This is a genomic window from Peptoanaerobacter stomatis (assembly GCF_000238095.2).
Taxonomy (GTDB): domain Bacteria; phylum Bacillota; class Clostridia; order Peptostreptococcales; family Filifactoraceae; genus Peptoanaerobacter; species Peptoanaerobacter stomatis_A.
In genome coordinates, this window is the sequence record NZ_JH815225.1 from 171,233 (window position 1) to 186,438 (window position 15,206).

The 15,206-nt window shown below is 28.4% G+C and carries 13 protein-coding genes and 2 tRNA genes; 12 read left to right on the top strand and 3 right to left on the bottom strand.

What is annotated here, in order from left to right; translation table 11 throughout:
- Positions 1–20 precede the first annotated feature (20 nt).
- The 6 genes from HMPREF9630_RS00715 to brnQ all read left to right on the top strand — a co-directional run bounded on the left by HMPREF9630_RS00715 (position 21) and on the right by brnQ (position 6,167).
- Positions 21–977, top strand: a complete 957-nt coding sequence (locus HMPREF9630_RS00715) for a hypothetical protein (RefSeq protein WP_009526629.1) — start codon at positions 21–23, stop codon at positions 975–977.
- A gap of 689 nt (positions 978–1,666) precedes the next feature.
- Positions 1,667–2,650: an NYN domain-containing protein gene (locus HMPREF9630_RS00720; RefSeq protein WP_009526630.1), complete on the top strand. Its 984-nt coding sequence runs from the start codon at positions 1,667–1,669 to the stop codon at positions 2,648–2,650.
- Positions 2,651–2,654: 4 nt separating this feature from the next.
- A complete protein-coding gene (locus HMPREF9630_RS00725; protein WP_009526631.1) occupies positions 2,655–3,617 on the top strand; it encodes an aldose epimerase family protein in 963 nt (320 codons plus the stop codon).
- 9 nt (positions 3,618–3,626) lie between these two features.
- Entirely contained in the window at positions 3,627–4,214 is a 588-nt protein-coding gene (gene coaE, locus HMPREF9630_RS00730; protein ID WP_009526632.1) for a dephospho-CoA kinase, read from the top strand.
- Between the two features lies 1 nt (position 4,215).
- Positions 4,216–4,791, top strand: coding sequence for a lytic transglycosylase domain-containing protein (locus HMPREF9630_RS00735; protein WP_009526633.1), 576 nt, complete (start codon positions 4,216–4,218; stop codon positions 4,789–4,791).
- 104 nt (positions 4,792–4,895) lie between these two features.
- Complete coding sequence (gene brnQ / locus HMPREF9630_RS00740) at positions 4,896–6,167, top strand: branched-chain amino acid transport system II carrier protein (RefSeq protein ID WP_009526634.1); 1,272 nt, start codon at positions 4,896–4,898, stop codon at positions 6,165–6,167.
- Positions 6,168–6,461: 294 nt separating this feature from the next.
- Here the strand turns inward: brnQ and HMPREF9630_RS00745 are convergent, their stop codons facing one another.
- Both HMPREF9630_RS00745 and HMPREF9630_RS00750 read right to left on the bottom strand, forming a co-directional pair.
- Entirely contained in the window at positions 6,462–7,640 is a 1,179-nt protein-coding gene (locus tag HMPREF9630_RS00745) for a stalk domain-containing protein (protein ID WP_009526635.1), read from the bottom strand.
- A gap of 358 nt (positions 7,641–7,998) precedes the next feature.
- Positions 7,999–9,549: a ClC family H(+)/Cl(-) exchange transporter gene (locus HMPREF9630_RS00750; RefSeq protein WP_009526636.1), complete on the bottom strand. Its 1,551-nt coding sequence runs from the start codon at positions 9,547–9,549 to the stop codon at positions 7,999–8,001.
- A gap of 332 nt (positions 9,550–9,881) precedes the next feature.
- Between HMPREF9630_RS00750 and HMPREF9630_RS00755 the strand changes: the two genes are divergently transcribed.
- The 6 genes from HMPREF9630_RS00755 to obgE all read left to right on the top strand — a co-directional run bounded on the left by HMPREF9630_RS00755 (position 9,882) and on the right by obgE (position 13,886).
- A tRNA-Gly gene (locus HMPREF9630_RS00755) sits at positions 9,882–9,955 on the top strand.
- A 456-nt stretch (positions 9,956–10,411) separates the two neighbouring features.
- A tRNA-Arg gene (locus tag HMPREF9630_RS00760) sits at positions 10,412–10,486 on the top strand.
- An 18-nt stretch (positions 10,487–10,504) separates the two neighbouring features.
- Entirely contained in the window at positions 10,505–11,290 is a 786-nt protein-coding gene (gene thyX, locus HMPREF9630_RS00765) for an FAD-dependent thymidylate synthase (RefSeq protein WP_009526637.1), read from the top strand.
- 26 nt (positions 11,291–11,316) lie between these two features.
- Positions 11,317–12,060 carry a 23S rRNA (guanosine(2251)-2'-O)-methyltransferase RlmB gene (gene rlmB / locus HMPREF9630_RS00770; RefSeq protein WP_009526638.1) on the top strand — a complete coding sequence of 248 codons (744 nt, stop codon included), beginning with the start codon at positions 11,317–11,319 and terminating at the stop codon, positions 12,058–12,060.
- Positions 12,057–12,587: an NYN domain-containing protein gene (locus tag HMPREF9630_RS00775; protein WP_009525845.1), complete on the top strand. Its 531-nt coding sequence runs from the start codon at positions 12,057–12,059 to the stop codon at positions 12,585–12,587. Before rlmB ends, HMPREF9630_RS00775 begins: the two co-directional genes overlap by 4 nt.
- An 18-nt stretch (positions 12,588–12,605) precedes the next feature.
- Positions 12,606–13,886, top strand: a complete 1,281-nt coding sequence (gene obgE, locus HMPREF9630_RS00780; protein WP_009526639.1) for a GTPase ObgE — start codon at positions 12,606–12,608, stop codon at positions 13,884–13,886.
- 219 nt (positions 13,887–14,105) lie between these two features.
- Here obgE and HMPREF9630_RS00785 read toward each other — a convergent pair whose 3' ends face one another.
- Entirely contained in the window at positions 14,106–15,149 is a 1,044-nt protein-coding gene (locus HMPREF9630_RS00785) for a s-methyl-5-thioribose-1-phosphate isomerase (protein ID WP_009526640.1), read from the bottom strand.
- Between the last annotated feature and the right edge of the window lie 57 nt (positions 15,150–15,206).

The following is a 15,206-nucleotide window of genomic DNA, read 5'->3' on the forward strand; positions in this document are numbered from 1 at the left end:
ATAATTTTCAAGGAGGGAATATGATAAGTTCTATAAGCGGTCAAAATAATGTGCATATACTCACAGTAAACAATAACAAGATAAAAAACGACCAAGATGATGTCAATGTAATGCTTGATAAAAAAGATCAAAGCCAAAAAGATATTTTTGCAAAATTTGAAAAAGCTGCAGGAAGAAAAATAATATTTTTGGGAGATATCTATGATTCTGAGGGTTATATTGACGAATTTGATAAGGTTTCGAGAGAATATCGTGATAAAATGTGTGCTGTAGAAGAAAATGCACGCTATGAGATAAAAGGCAATCTACACCGTAGGAGGTGTGATTTTCATTTTGCATATATAATATCTCCGACAGAAACAATAAATGCAATGGAAGAAAAATACCAAGAGTTAAAAAAAGGCATATTGGAAAATTATACAGGAGAAGAACAAAAAAAACACCTGTCTGCACTCGATAAAGAGTTTAAGATTGTAATGGACAAAAATGTAGTTAGACCGATTGAAGATACAATTAATAATAACAAGGCCGAATTTTTTCTTTTGGAGTTTTTTTCAAAAATTTCAGATTCTAAAAGTCATTTTGGAAATATAACAAAAGGAGATATTGAGCGTTTTAAAAGTGAAATAGACAAGATAAAAAAACAGTTTGAAGAGTTAAAAAAATCATTAGAACAAATTCATGAAAAAGAAGGAGTTCTTGATTATATTGCAAAGATTGGAGATATGATGGCTTTAAGTTCAAAAAATTTGGCAAAGTCATTTAATGCAAAATTTAAAAAAGTAGACGAAAAGGCAATAGAAAAATTAGAAGAATTTGGAAAACTGTCAAAAGAAAAAGAAAAGTTACTCAAATACAAAGATAAAGGAAAAACAGACGAAGAAAAATATCAAAGTGCAGCAAAAAACAAAAAAGAACTTGAAAAAATAGACAAAAGGATAAAAAGTTTTGTAGAATATGAATTAAAAATACGATAATAAACAATAAAAAAATTAAAGAGGACTTCTAATACAAAAATGCAGAGGTTCTCTTTTTATATTCTGCGGGAGTGTAAAATAGTTTTGTGAATAGCCTTTCTTATGGTAAAACTATGCTTAATTTATTAAAGCGAATGATATTATTTTTTTTGAACAGTATTCAATTCACCTTATATAAAATGTTATTAAAAAATATAAAAATTTCTGATTTTTACATATTTACCTATTTAAAAAAATATAATTTTTTAGCAGTATAATTACATCATATTTTTAATTAGTACTTTGTATTATAGAGTATGGCTGTTTTTTTGTATTGGAAAAATAAATAAAAGTATGATATAATACTATGATTATAGCTATTTAATTATAAAATTGTTTAAAAATTTTACTGAACATTATCAAAAAATATTTACTTAAATTATATTAATACAGCCAAATCAGTTATACTAAAAGTTAATAGAATAATGGATGTTTTTGTTTTCAAAAATTTATCAGTTAAGTAGAATTAAGTATACTTAAAATAAACAACTTATATAAATTTTATCCGACCGGTATTAGATATAAAAAATATTGATAAATAAGGCTATATAAATATTCAATATTTTACTTTTTAAACAGTGATAATATAAGAGTTATATTTTTAAAAATTAAATAACTATAATCATAGTCTATTATTTAAGGGGTGTAGTATGTTTAATGAAGAGAAAAAAATTGCAGTCTTGATAGATGCCGATAACGTGTCACCTAAATATATAAAATCTCTTTTGGATGAAACATCAAACTACGGCACTATCACATATAGAAGAATATATGGAGACTGGACATCACAATCTCTTTCAGGTTGGAAATCTGTAATGCTTGAAAACTCTCTTAATCCTGTGCAACAATACAGCTATACAACAGGGAAAAATTCTACCGACTGCGCAATGATAATAGATGCCATGGATATACTTTATTCTAATTCGGTGCAGGCTTTTTGTTTAGTGTCAAGTGATTCCGATTTTACAAGGTTGGTTATGAGATTGAGAGAAGCGGGTATGCTTGTCATAGGTATGGGAGAAAAGAAAACTCCAAAGCCTTTTACAAATGCTTGCAGTATATTTAAATATCTGGATGTATTGGTGGAGTATGAAGAAGAACAAAACGATGAAGAGAAAATGGATATAAAGGAAAAATTGCCTATCGAAGATGGCCAATCATCTGATAAAAACTATATTACAAGTATAGATGACATAGAAAATATAATATTAAAAATAATATTGGAAAAATCGGATACAAGCAAATATATGAACATAGGTGAAATAGGTAACAGCATACTCAAAAGATATCCTGATTTTGATGTGAGAAATTATGGATATTATAAACTATCTACATTTTTATCCAATCTTCCTTCAATAGGCATAGTCAAAAAGGAAAATTCAGTTAAAGCATATATAAAGGAAAACAACGAGATAAGGGATATAATATATACTATTTTGGAAGACAATGAGTCAAAATCAGTAGATATGGGAAGATTATCACAATTGTTATTGGAAAAGATGCCGCAATTCGATGTAAAAAACTATGGATATAATAAATTCTCTAAATTTATATCATCATTTGACGAGTTTGAAATAAAAAGTAGTGGACAAAGAAACTGCATAAAAAATGTCAGTATTAAGGTTGCAAGGTGACCGGATGAAAATACAAATAATACCGATAAGAATTGGTGATATAAATACTAATGAAATAATAATAGAGAATTCTCAAAAAATAAAGATAGCTTTTTTGACTTATTGTGGGATTATAACAAAATTTGAAGTACCTGATTCAAACGGAAACTTCGAAAATATAATAAAACATCAAAAAGATAATCTTTACGACAAAAATTCGTTTGATTATGCTAATATAATAATGATAAAATCTGATAAATCTTCGTTGCTTGACAAAAAAGAATATATATTTATGGATGATATGGAAGTTTTTTCCAAATCAAACATTTCAGAGTATGAGTTTGAGACATTTAGAGAAAAAGATTTGATAAGAGTCAGTTTAAAATCTACTACGCTCCACAGCAACGGTTTTAATATAAATAAGATTATAAAGTACAGCTTGGACGAAGAAAATAACTTCTTGATAGATTATGAAATAGAGTCGGAAAAAAGCATATCGCTTAACATATTCAACAATTTGAGTTTTAACATAAGACCTGAAGATGAAGAAGGTATATTAAATCACAGACTTCTTATTCCAAGCAAATTTTTCTATCAAATATCTTCTAAAGAGGCGAAAATAAGGAAACTCAGCGTAGAAAATACTCCGTTTGATTTTTCGTATTTAAGATCAATAAAAGACGGAGTTAAAAGTCATTACGGAAGAATACACAAAAATGAAGTGTATAATACATTGTTTGAACTGGAAAATATGGATATAGAGCCAACAGTGAGTATATATCATGAAAATTCAAAAAGACTTTTAAATATTACTACCAATAATACTCATATATTTGTAAATTCCAATAATATTAGTAATAATGAATTTATAAATATAAGATTCTATGATTTTATATTAAATGATAAATGGATGAGATTGGAGTTTCCTGTTATAACACCGGATAATAAATATCATAAATTCATAAATTACAATTTTAAGATTATGTAGGTAATAATTATGAAAATAGTAGGGATAACAGGCTCAATTGCAAGCGGAAAAAGTGAAGTAAGCAAATATATATCATCAAAAGGATATAAAATAACAGACGCAGACTATATATCAAGAAACATAACCAAAAAAGGCAATATAGGATATAAAGTGATAATTGATAATTTTGGGAATGTGATTGATGAATCAGGAGAAATAGACAGAAAAAAACTTTCAAACATGGTGTTCAATGACAGCAAGCAACTTGAGAAACTCAATTCGTTATTACATCCTTTGATATTTGAAGAGATTGACAAAAATATAAAATCATTTAACAATGAAAAAACAGTTTTTTTAGATGCACCGCTTTTGTTTGAGACTATGCTTTATAAAAAATGTGATGAGATTATACTCATATATTGCGATGAAAAAACTCAAATAGAAAGAATTATATTGAGAGATAATACAGATGAGGAAAAGGCAAGACTTATAATAGAAAAACAGATGAGTGTAGAAGAAAAAATGAAAAATAGCGACTATATAGTTGAAAATAACACAACACTGGACAAGTTGCATTTTAAAATAGATGAAGTATTGAATATGATAATTAGGGATTGATATGAAGATTAAAAAATGGGTAATACCTCTTTTTACAGTTATATTTTTAGTGATATTTTTCAAAATAGTAGGATTCGATGAGATTAAAAAAATTATTTATGAATATTCACATCCTGTAAGATATGAAAATATTGTTGATAAATACAGCAAATTATATAATGTTGACAAGGAACTAATATATGCAATAATTCAAAATGAGTCAAAATTTTATACGTTTGCTAAGTCAAAAACCGGCAGTAAAGGATTGATGCAAGTGTCGGATGTGACTTATGAGCATGCTAAAAATGTAATAGACATAAAAAGAGATGATATATATGATAAGGAAACCAATATAGAGGTCGGAGTGTGGTATCTTTCGCATCTAATAAGTAGATTTAAAAATGAAAAGTATGCCATTTTAGCTTATAATGCAGGACCTGAAAATATATTGGAATGGATAAATAGAGGTTTTTTAGATGTTAGTAAAGAATATACAAGCTGGAATATACCTTTTATAGAAACCAGAATGTATATAGAAAAAGTTATAAAATCTAAAGAATACTATTCAAAATTGTTTGTATCGGGAAAATATAAGTGATTAAAAAATGCTATAATTTTTCACTAATTATAGCATTATATATTGCTTTTTTTATGAATATAAAAAAGTATAGAATAAAATATTATAGATAGAGGGATTTTTTTATGAATAAATCGGTTAAAAGAGATGTATTAATTGTATCATTTGCCTTGTTTTCTATGTTTTTTGGAGCAGGTAATGTTATATTTCCACCATATTTAGGACTTACAAGCGGAAGTGATTTTTTATTGTCTGCGCTTGGCTTTATTATTACAGGTGCCGGTTTACCTATACTTGGTATCATAGCTATTGCCAAATCAGGAACATTTGATAATTTTGCAAATAGAGTTTTTAATAGATTTCCGTTAATTCTTGGAACTTGCATAATGATTGCAATAGGACCGCTTCTTGCTATACCTAAAACAGCCGCATTAACATATGAAATAGGAATTAAAACATTATTTCCAAACTCAAACTCATATATAGCGATAATAATATTTTTCTTAGTTACATTGTTTTTTTCACTAAATTCAAGCAATGTTATAGATAAATTAGGTGCAATATTGACACCGTTATTACTAATATCTTTAATAATACTTATAGTAAATGGAATAGTAAATCCTTTGGGAGTACCAAAAGATTTAAAAATTGAAGGTGCCTTTTCAATGGGCTTTGTTAATGGATATCAGACTATGGATGCTCTTGCTTCAATAATGTTCGCAATGATTATTATAAAAAGCATTTCACAAAAAGGTTATAAAGGAGAAAAACTCAGAAATATAACATCAGTTACAGGTTTTTTTGCAGGATTAGGGCTTGCGCTCATATATTTCGGACTTTTATATATAGGAGCTTGTGCGAGCGCTTCGGTATCACCTGATATAAGTAAGAGTGATATGGTAATATATATAGCTGAACAAACTATGGGAGATATAGGAAAATTCATACTTGCAATGATAATAAGTTTTGCGTGTCTTACAACTGCAATAGGTCTTACTACAACAGCAGGGGAATATTTTGAAACAATTACAAAGGGAAAACTAAAATATAAATTTACAGTTGTATTTACTTGTATATTCAGTGCGTGTATGGCATATTTGGGAGTAGACAAAATAGTAGCATTTTCAGCACCTATATTATCAGCGCTTTATCCAACAAGTATAATATTGATAGTATTAAACGTGTTTTCTATAAAAAACAAATATATATATAAAGCTTCTTGCTTACCTGTGCTTATATATGGGATATTGACATCTATATTGCCAAAAGCGATATCTGAACAGATAAACTCTATTTATCCTATGTTTACAGATGCTTTCGGTTGGTTGCCATTAGCAATAGTAGGAGGAGTTGTAGGCTATATAGTGTCTTTAAAAAATGTCAGAGTTGCTGAATAATAAAGTTGTAATAAAAAAACAGTTATATTTCAAATAGTTGATATATAACTGTTTTTTGTATTTTTATGCTAATATTGGTTTAATTAATGGATAAAATTTATATAATCTTTTTAATTTGATATTATTTTCTAATAAAATTATGTATATAATTATATAGCATCAATATGAATAGTCTACCGGAAAAATTAATTATTATGATTTTCCATTATTCCCATAAGATTTTAGTATGAGTATGCTCATTATATTAAAAACTATCTATATTTAAGCTAAATAATAAAGCGAGCTTAATTATTTTTATTGTATAGTACAGTTATAGAATTTGACATTACCGTTAAACAGTTTAGGATAAGTGTTATTTAAAAATTCACAACTTTCAAATATTATATTATTTCCGTTTTCTGCATTAATAAAAGAAAAATATGTGCTTGTTTCATTATTTTTAATTAAAGAGCTTACTACTTTTGAATCAGAGCAATTTGTAAATTCAAACATTGAAAATTCCTTACAATCTCTAAATATACAAGATGATAAATTAATATTTCTACTGCTATTAAATGTTACACAACCATATGTGCATTCATATATCTCTGAGTTTACTGCGAATAAATCAGAAACATTTTCTCCGATTATTCCATATGTTCCGCAACCATACAGTTTGCAATTTTCGATATATATATTAGAACTGTTTGCAAGGCTTATAACTCCACCTGTGCAATATCCTGTATCAATTGTGTGACCTGCTATAATATTTTTAATTTTAATATTTTTGCAGTTTTCAAAAGGAAGCACATTTGCATACCTTGGAGTGACTAATAAAGTTGGAACGACACCATCTTTGGCATCTATTATAATATTATTTACATTTGATATGATATGTTCTTCTCCGTCAAAAGCATGCTCAGTTTTTATTGCAGGATTTGATATGTTTTTAACTTTAGTTAAATTATATTCTGATGCTGTCAAAATAATCTTTGTATTGTTTTTTATATTATTTAGAAGTTCCGTTGCGTTAGATACTTCTACAACTCTATATTTTAAAATTGAAACAGAACTGTCGTAAGGGTCCCAATCAACAGTACAATCCAAGGCTTCTGACACAAGTCTCAACGGAACTAAAGTAACACCGTTTTTGTTTATAGTTGCTGGACTTAAAGGATTTTTCTTACCATTTACAGTATACGAATTTTTTTCAATTATGATAGTTTTTTTAGATTTTTTATCTTTAATTTTAGCAGTGGCAGTTGATGAATCCCATGAAACAGTGCAACCTAAATTTTCTGATATATCTCTAAGCGGTACAAATGTTGTTCCGTTTGATATAACAGGAGATGTTTTCATACTAATTTTCTTTTCATTGATGTAAACTGTAATTGATTTTTCTGCAAATGTTTTGCTTGGCAAAATGCTGATTAAACATATAAGCAGTAAAAAATATGTAATAACTTTAAAATAACATTTTTTTTCATAGTTCATTTTAAATACCTCCTAATTTTGTGATTTTTTAAGTAATGAATTTTTCAATTCATTTATTATGTATATTGATTTAATACTAAACACTAATTAAAAATCATATACTAAAAAATTTGTATTTTTTAAAATTGCAAATCATATAAAGTTTAGATATTTTATAATTTGTAATAGAGTTTGGTATTATTAAAAAAATATGTAATATTTATACATAAAAATATCTATAATAATTTTATGTATTTTTTAAATTTGAGATTGGTAATGATAAATTTTTTACAAAAAATTAAGTAAATCCATCTTTAAGTTAATTTATATCATAAACTTAAATTTCATATCTTTTATTAAACTTCGACAAAGTTTATTTTCATATGTTGTCGAAGTAGTCTATAATATCTTTAAGGTGTTTGTTGTCTGTCAGTACAGTTATTGTATCTCCGCCTTTTATGACCGTATTTCCTTTTGGAATTATTTCGTTGTCTAATCTTTTTATTGAAACTATTAGTGCATTAAAAGGCATATCTATATCTTTTATATACGTTCCTGAAATAGAGGAGTCATAATTTATTATGAACTGATGCAATACTTTTTCATTTATGTAATTATTTTCAGTTTCTTGAAGTGATGAATTAAGCATTCTTTCAAATAATTCTTCATAAATAGGTTTGCATCCACATATTTCGGCTACTAAATATGCTGTTATTGAAACCATACATAAAGATAATATGTGTTCAAATGAACCTGTCATTTCTGTTACAAGCATTATTGATATTATTGGTGAGCGTACTACACTTGAAAGCATTGCAGCCATAGCAAGTATGATAAAATTTACAAAATAATCGTTGTTTATATCAATCAGGCTAAAATGAGCTATTATGTTATAATAAATTCCTCCTCCTATAGCACCTATTACAAGTGTTGGTAAGAATATTCCGCCTTGAGCTGTAGAGCCGTAGCTTATGGCTGTAAATAATAGATTAAGTACAAGTATCATAGTTAACAGTTGTATGGATACTCTGTTTGCAACAAGACTTTCTATTACGTGATGTCCGCCTCCTAAAACATATGGAAATGTATAACCGAAAATTCCGGCAATCAAAAATGCTATTATAGGTTTAAATTCATTTTTTATTGGCAGTTTTTTATAAAGTGTTTGTATAGAAAGCAGAGTTTTATTAAAACTTACTCCAATAAGTCCGATTATTATTCCAAGTATTATTATATGACCATATTCATTTAAACTGAGCGGTGTTTTTACGGAAAATGAAAAGCTTGGTGAAAGCCCAAATATTGTCTTGCTCATAAAGTCGGCGATAACACTTGCTATTATAGCCGGTACAAGTACTAAATGTGAAAAGTTTTTATGTATTTCTTCAAGTACGAAAATTGTACCTGATATAGGAGCTGAAAATGCGGCAGATAGTCCTGCACTTGCACCTGCACTTATCAAATACCTCTGTTCATTTTGATCACGCCTTAAAAATTTTGCAATAAGCTTAGCCGTGGCGGCCCCTAATTGTATAGAAGGTCCTTCTCTACCAAGTGATAAGCCTCCAAGCGCTGCAAAACTTCCTCCTACAAATTTGGATATGATAGTTTTTAAGGAGTCCATATTAAATACTCCCATAAGCTCTCCTTGAACTTGTGGTATACCGCTACCGCTACTTAAAGGCGCCCACTTTACCAATAACCCGACTATCAATCCAAGAGATGAGAGCAGTATTATCAAAATTAAAAAATATGTAAAATTAAGCGGTATAGAGTACAAATATCGACAAATTTTCTCCATATAAGAGAGAAAAAATCTGTAAGATACAGATACAAAGCCTGCACCTATTCCGATCAATATACCGTCAAATACTAATGTTTTTTTCATATTGGAAAAGTTATTCAATATGTCTTTAGTGGATGATTTCAAAGTTTTCTCCTTTCATATTTTTTATAATTTTCAATTAATATTATAACATAGTGTAAAAAACAATGTAAGATATATTTAAAAACATTTTCATAAAAAATTTATGGATTAAAAGTATTAATAAAATACTGAAAATAAGTTTTTATATGCTTATTTTCCAATATATCTAAATTTTTTTTAAAATAAATTGACAATTTAGATTTTTTTTGTTATTATTGTTAAGGTAAATTCCATATAGAAATTTTTGATATATTACCGTTTATTTTTAAATAAAATATATGTTTGTATGACAGATTTTATATTTAATAAATAAATTGGTATATTGTAGTTTTTTTGCGGGTGTAGCTCAGTGGTAGAGCCCCGGTCTTCCAAACCGGTTGCGAGGGTTCGATCCCCTTCACCCGCTCCATTTTTTATAAGATAGATTTTTTATAAAAAACACCATTCACAGCAATGGTGTTTTATTATTGTAAAAATTATGATATAATTTATAAAATAGTTTGAAAATTGTTCAAACATATTTTTGTAAGGATATTCATTGAAACTATGATAAATTATATGGTATAAAAATATAAATTATAGCAATTTTTTTTAATAGTAGGACTGGTTTAAAAAGACACATAGGATGATGATTAACAATAAAGCTCATTAGTTTATCAAAATATAAATGTATATTCTTTTAATTAGATAATAGTATAAGTTATATATATTATTCAGTAAAATTTGCACTATAAAATGTATAGAATGAGGCGAACGAATATATCTTGAATATGTGTACTAAAGAGACACAAATGAAAAATATACCGGTCCAATGACATAAATACACATTTTTATACCAAATTTCAATAAACTAAAATTAAAATGTGCATCTATAGTTCAAGGGATAGAACGCTCGCCACCGAAGCGAGAGATATGGGTTCGAGTCCTATTAGATGTGCCAAATACAGTGAGGTGAGTTATGAAGGTAGAGTTATTGGCATATACACCAAATCCTGATTATGTAGTAGCTATGTCAGCTAAACTATGCTATTCTAAAACGGGAGTGGATAATATAAGGGATAATCTTGATGATGAAAAAGTACAAAAATTTATATCACATTTGACAAGTATAGGACATCAAAGTCCGATAGAGCACGTAAGTTTTACGTTTGCGATAGAAGGTATAAGCAGAGTATGTACGCATCAATTAGTAAGGCATAGGATAGCAAGTTATTCTCAACAATCTCAAAGATATGTTAAATTAGAGCAATTTGAGTATATAATTCCACCGCAAATAGCTGAAAATGAAAAAGCAAGAGAAATTTTCATAAAAGCTATGGAGGATGATCAAAAAGCATATGATAAAATAGTTGATGAGCTCATTGAAGGCAATGTTAAGTATTTCATAGAAGAAGGCTATACTGAAAAACAAGCCAAATCTATGGCAGAAAAAAAATCTATAGAAGATGCGAGATATGTTTTTCCAAATGCGTGTGAAACTAAAATTGTAGTTACTATGAATGCGAGAACTCTCATAAATTTTTTTGAACACAGGATATGTGAAAGAGCTCAATGGGAAATAAAGGAAATGGCATATCTTATGCTTGAAGAAGTTAAAAAAACGGCTCCTAATCTGTTTAAAAATGCAGGTCCTTCTTGCATTTCAAGGAATAAGTGTAAAGAGGGCGCTATGAGTTGCAGACATCCGGAAATACCGAAAACAAGGATGGAAGAAATGGATAGGAAGATAAAAGATAATCTTTAATATTGAACAATAGGTGTGGAAATAAAATGAACTATATAATTGGCAAAAATCCGGTAATAGAAGCTATAAAAAATGATAGAGAAATAGATACAATATATATAAAATCAGGCGAAAAAGAAGAAAGACTTAAATATATAATATCTATAGCAAAAGATAAGAAGATATTGGTAAAAGAAGTCGATAAGAAAAAATTGGATATGATGAGTGAAAATGCAAACCATCAAGGAGTTTTGGCACTTATAAGCGAATATAAATATTATGAGTTTGATAATTTACTTGAAGATATAAAAAATAATAGAGAAAAAGGCAAAAAAAATCTCATACTTATACTTGATAGAATAGAAGATGTTCATAATCTCGGTGCGATAGTTCGTTCAGCTTATTGTGCTTCTGCAGATGCAATAATAATACAAAACAGACGTTCGGCGCAGATAAATCAAACAGTTGAAAAGACATCAGCAGGAGCAACATCATATATGAAGATATGTAGAGTATCCAACTTAAATGATACAATTCAAAAATTAAAAGACTCAGGTATATGGATATATGCACTTGATATGGGAGAAACTCCATATTTTGATACGGATCTTAGCGGAGATGTAGCACTTGTAGTAGGGAATGAAGGCAAAGGTATAAGCACACTTGTTAAAAGAAACAGTGATATGATAATATCAATACCGATAACAGGAAAAATAGATTCACTCAATGCAAGTGTATCAGCATCAATAGCTATGTTTGAGGTTGTAAAGCAGAGAATGAGGAAGAAATGAAAAGATTAAAAAAAATCCTCATAGTTGACGGATATAACGTCATAAATGCTTGGGAGGACTTAAAAAAATTATCAGAAGAAAATCTTGAATATGCAAGAGAAAAATTAAATTATGTAATAAGTGAATATGCACAATTTAAAGGTTACAAAACCATAATAGTTTATGATGCGTATAAAGTCAAAGATTCTGTTACAAGATATGAGAAAATAAAAAATCTTGAAATAGTTTTTACAAAAGAAAAAGAAACAGCAGACACATATATAGAAAGATATATAACTGAGTTAGGCCCCAAAAAATTTTTGGATATTACAGTTGCAACAGATGATATAGCAGAGCAACAGGTAGTGTCAGGTAAAGGCGGAAACAGAATTTCTACAAGACAATTATATATAGAAGTAAATAATGCACAAGTAAAAATACAGGAAAAAATACAAAAAACAGTGAAGAATAAAAGAAATACATTAGATGATTTTTTAGATAAAGAAATGATAGAAAAACTAAATGATATGAGAAAAAAAGATTTATAAAAGTAAAAAGGAGAATCAATGTTTGTAGATATAGCAAAGATAACCATAAAAGCCGGAGATGGCGGTAACGGTTGTGTAGCTTTCAGAAGAGAGATATATGTACCAGATGGAGGTCCGGCAGGCGGAGATGGTGGTAACGGAGGCAATATAATTTTCAAAGCTGATAATAATCTTAGAACTCTGCTTGATTTCAAATACAAGAAAAAATATGAAGCTGAAAACGGACAAGATGGAAAAGGCTCAAATATGTATGGGAAAAACGGAGAAGATTTAATAATAAAAGTGCCTGTTGGAACAGTTATAAGAGATACGGACACCAATCTTGTAATAGCAGATCTTAGAAAAAATGGACAGGAAGTTATTGTTGCCCATGGAGGTCATGGTGGAAAAGGAAATTCACACTTTAAAACTTCTGTAAGACAAGCACCGTCATTTGCAAAATCTGGAACCAAAGGACAACAATTTGAAGTAAATCTTGAGCTTAAGCTTTTGGCGGATGTAGGGCTTATAGGTTTTCCAAATGTCGGCAAATCTACATTTTTATCTATAGTTACAAAGGCAACACCTAAAATAGCAAACTATCATTTTACAACACTTACACCCAATCTTGGAGTAGCAAGTTTGAAAAATGGAGACTCATTTGTTATAGCTGATATACCAGGTCTTATAGAAGGAGCATCACAAGGAGTAGGGCTTGGATTCGATTTTTTAAGACATATCCAAAGAACCAAGATACTCATACACATAGTTGATATAAGCGGTTGTGAGGGTAGAGAACCATTAGAAGATTTTGAAAAAATAAATAAAGAATTAGAAGAGTTTGATGAAAAACTTAGTCGTAAAAAACAAATAGTAGTGGCAAATAAAATGGATTTACTTTTTGACAAAAGCATATATGAAGAATTTAAAGACGAAATAGAATCAAGAGGATACAAAGTATTTGCCATGTCAACAGCAACTGTACAAGGTGTAGAGGATATATTGAACTATTGTTCACAGTTGTTATCACAAATAGAAGAAGAAGATATATTTGATGATGAAGAGTACTACACAGATGAAAAAGCTGTGAAAAAATCAACTGATGATATAAAAATTATAAAAGAAAAAGGCATATATAAAATAGAGGGAGATAAATTGGAAAGATTGTTGTATTCTGTCAATTTCAATGATTTAGAATCAATGAGACATTTTCAAAGCGTGTTGGAAAATACAGGCATATTCGATATGCTTAGAAAAGATGGAATACAAGACGGAGATACAGTATCTATTTATGGATTTGAATTTGAGTTTTACGATTAGAAAATATTTTTAATAAAAATCAATATACTAATGCTAAAGATTAATAGAGTAATGGATATTTTTGTTTTTAAAAATTTTATTAGCTAATTAAAATTAAGTACACTTAAAATAAAAAACTAATTAATAAAACATATATTAGCATAAACAGTAAAAAATGTATTATAATAAAAAAAAAGAGCTTTTGCAATTATTTTTAATTTTGCAACAGCTCTTTTTTTACTATTTTTCGAAATATTCTTTTAAATTATATGGTGAAAATATTCCCTTATCAGTTACAACACCATTACAAAGTTTAGGCGGAACTATATCAAATGCAGGATAATATGCTTTTACTTCGTCTTTAACAATTTTTACACCCATGGATTGCATTACAAGATTTTCATCTCTATATTCTATTTTTACAGAATCGACAGTTTTATGCGAAAAATTTGGAGAGCCTGTAACAAAATACGGTATTTGTAAATAATTTGCTGCTATTGCTATTTGAAATGTACCTATTTTATTCACTATATGCCCGTCTACTGTTATTACATCAGCAGCAGATGTGAATAAATCTACATTTTTTTCTTTCATTATAAAAGCAGGCATATTATCCGTTATTACAGCAACGTCAAATCCCATATCGCTAACTACGCTTGCTGTAAGCCTTGCACCTTGAAAATATGGTCTTGTTTCAGCGCATATAACTTTTATATTATTATTTAGGGCTTTACATTCGTTTAATAGAGTCCCTATAATTGTTTCAGCAAAACATTGTGTAAGAATAGTTCCGTTTTTAGGAATTAAAGATGCAAGATATTTTCCTGTGTTTATGTATTTAAGATAGTTATTGTTTATATAATTAAATGCGATAATTCTAAGTTCTTCTACTAAATCAAGTCCGCTTATTCCGTTATTTAATAAACTTTTTGCTTTTTCAAGTGAATTATTGGTTATTATTTCCATTTTTGAAGATGTTGTAGGTCTTGCATGAGATAATTTATAGGCTGCATCTGTTAGAGTAGCTATTATTTTGTCTTTTTTTTCATCTTTTACTTGATATGCTGCAAGTGCCATTCCCATAGCAGCAGCCGTATATGGTCCGCCGCTTTGCGTAACCATATCTGCTATCGCTTTTGCTACTTCTAAATAAGTTGTACAAACCACATATTCTATATTTATAGGGTAAATTCTTCTGTCCAATATGCGAACTTTTCCGTCTTCATACCAAGCAACATTTTCGTATTTCAGTATAAATCCCATGCCATCGTCGGCTCTTTGCATTATAAATCATTCCTTTTATATATTCTTTTTAAAAGTGGGCAATTATTTTTTTAATTT

Excerpts from the sequence above, each read along its gene's own strand:
- HMPREF9630_RS00715 (WP_009526629.1), top strand. The coding sequence starts at position 21 with ATGATAAGTTCTATAAGCGGTCAAAATAATGTGCATATACTCACAGTA.
- HMPREF9630_RS00720 (WP_009526630.1), top strand. The coding sequence starts at position 1,667 with ATGTTTAATGAAGAGAAAAAAATTGCAGTCTTGATAGATGCCGATAAC.
- HMPREF9630_RS00725 (WP_009526631.1), top strand. The coding sequence starts at position 2,655 with ATGAAAATACAAATAATACCGATAAGAATTGGTGATATAAATACTAAT.
- coaE (WP_009526632.1), top strand. The coding sequence starts at position 3,627 with ATGAAAATAGTAGGGATAACAGGCTCAATTGCAAGCGGAAAAAGTGAA.
- HMPREF9630_RS00735 (WP_009526633.1), top strand. The coding sequence starts at position 4,216 with ATGAAGATTAAAAAATGGGTAATACCTCTTTTTACAGTTATATTTTTA.
- brnQ (WP_009526634.1), top strand. The coding sequence starts at position 4,896 with ATGAATAAATCGGTTAAAAGAGATGTATTAATTGTATCATTTGCCTTG.
- HMPREF9630_RS00745 (WP_009526635.1), bottom strand. The coding sequence starts at position 7,640 with ATGAACTATGAAAAAAAATGTTATTTTAAAGTTATTACATATTTTTTA.
- thyX (WP_009526637.1), top strand. The coding sequence starts at position 10,505 with ATGAAGGTAGAGTTATTGGCATATACACCAAATCCTGATTATGTAGTA.
- rlmB (WP_009526638.1), top strand. The coding sequence starts at position 11,317 with ATGAACTATATAATTGGCAAAAATCCGGTAATAGAAGCTATAAAAAAT.
- HMPREF9630_RS00775 (WP_009525845.1), top strand. The coding sequence starts at position 12,057 with ATGAAAAGATTAAAAAAAATCCTCATAGTTGACGGATATAACGTCATA.
- obgE (WP_009526639.1), top strand. The coding sequence starts at position 12,606 with ATGTTTGTAGATATAGCAAAGATAACCATAAAAGCCGGAGATGGCGGT.
- HMPREF9630_RS00785 (WP_009526640.1), bottom strand. The coding sequence starts at position 15,149 with ATGCAAAGAGCCGACGATGGCATGGGATTTATACTGAAATACGAAAAT.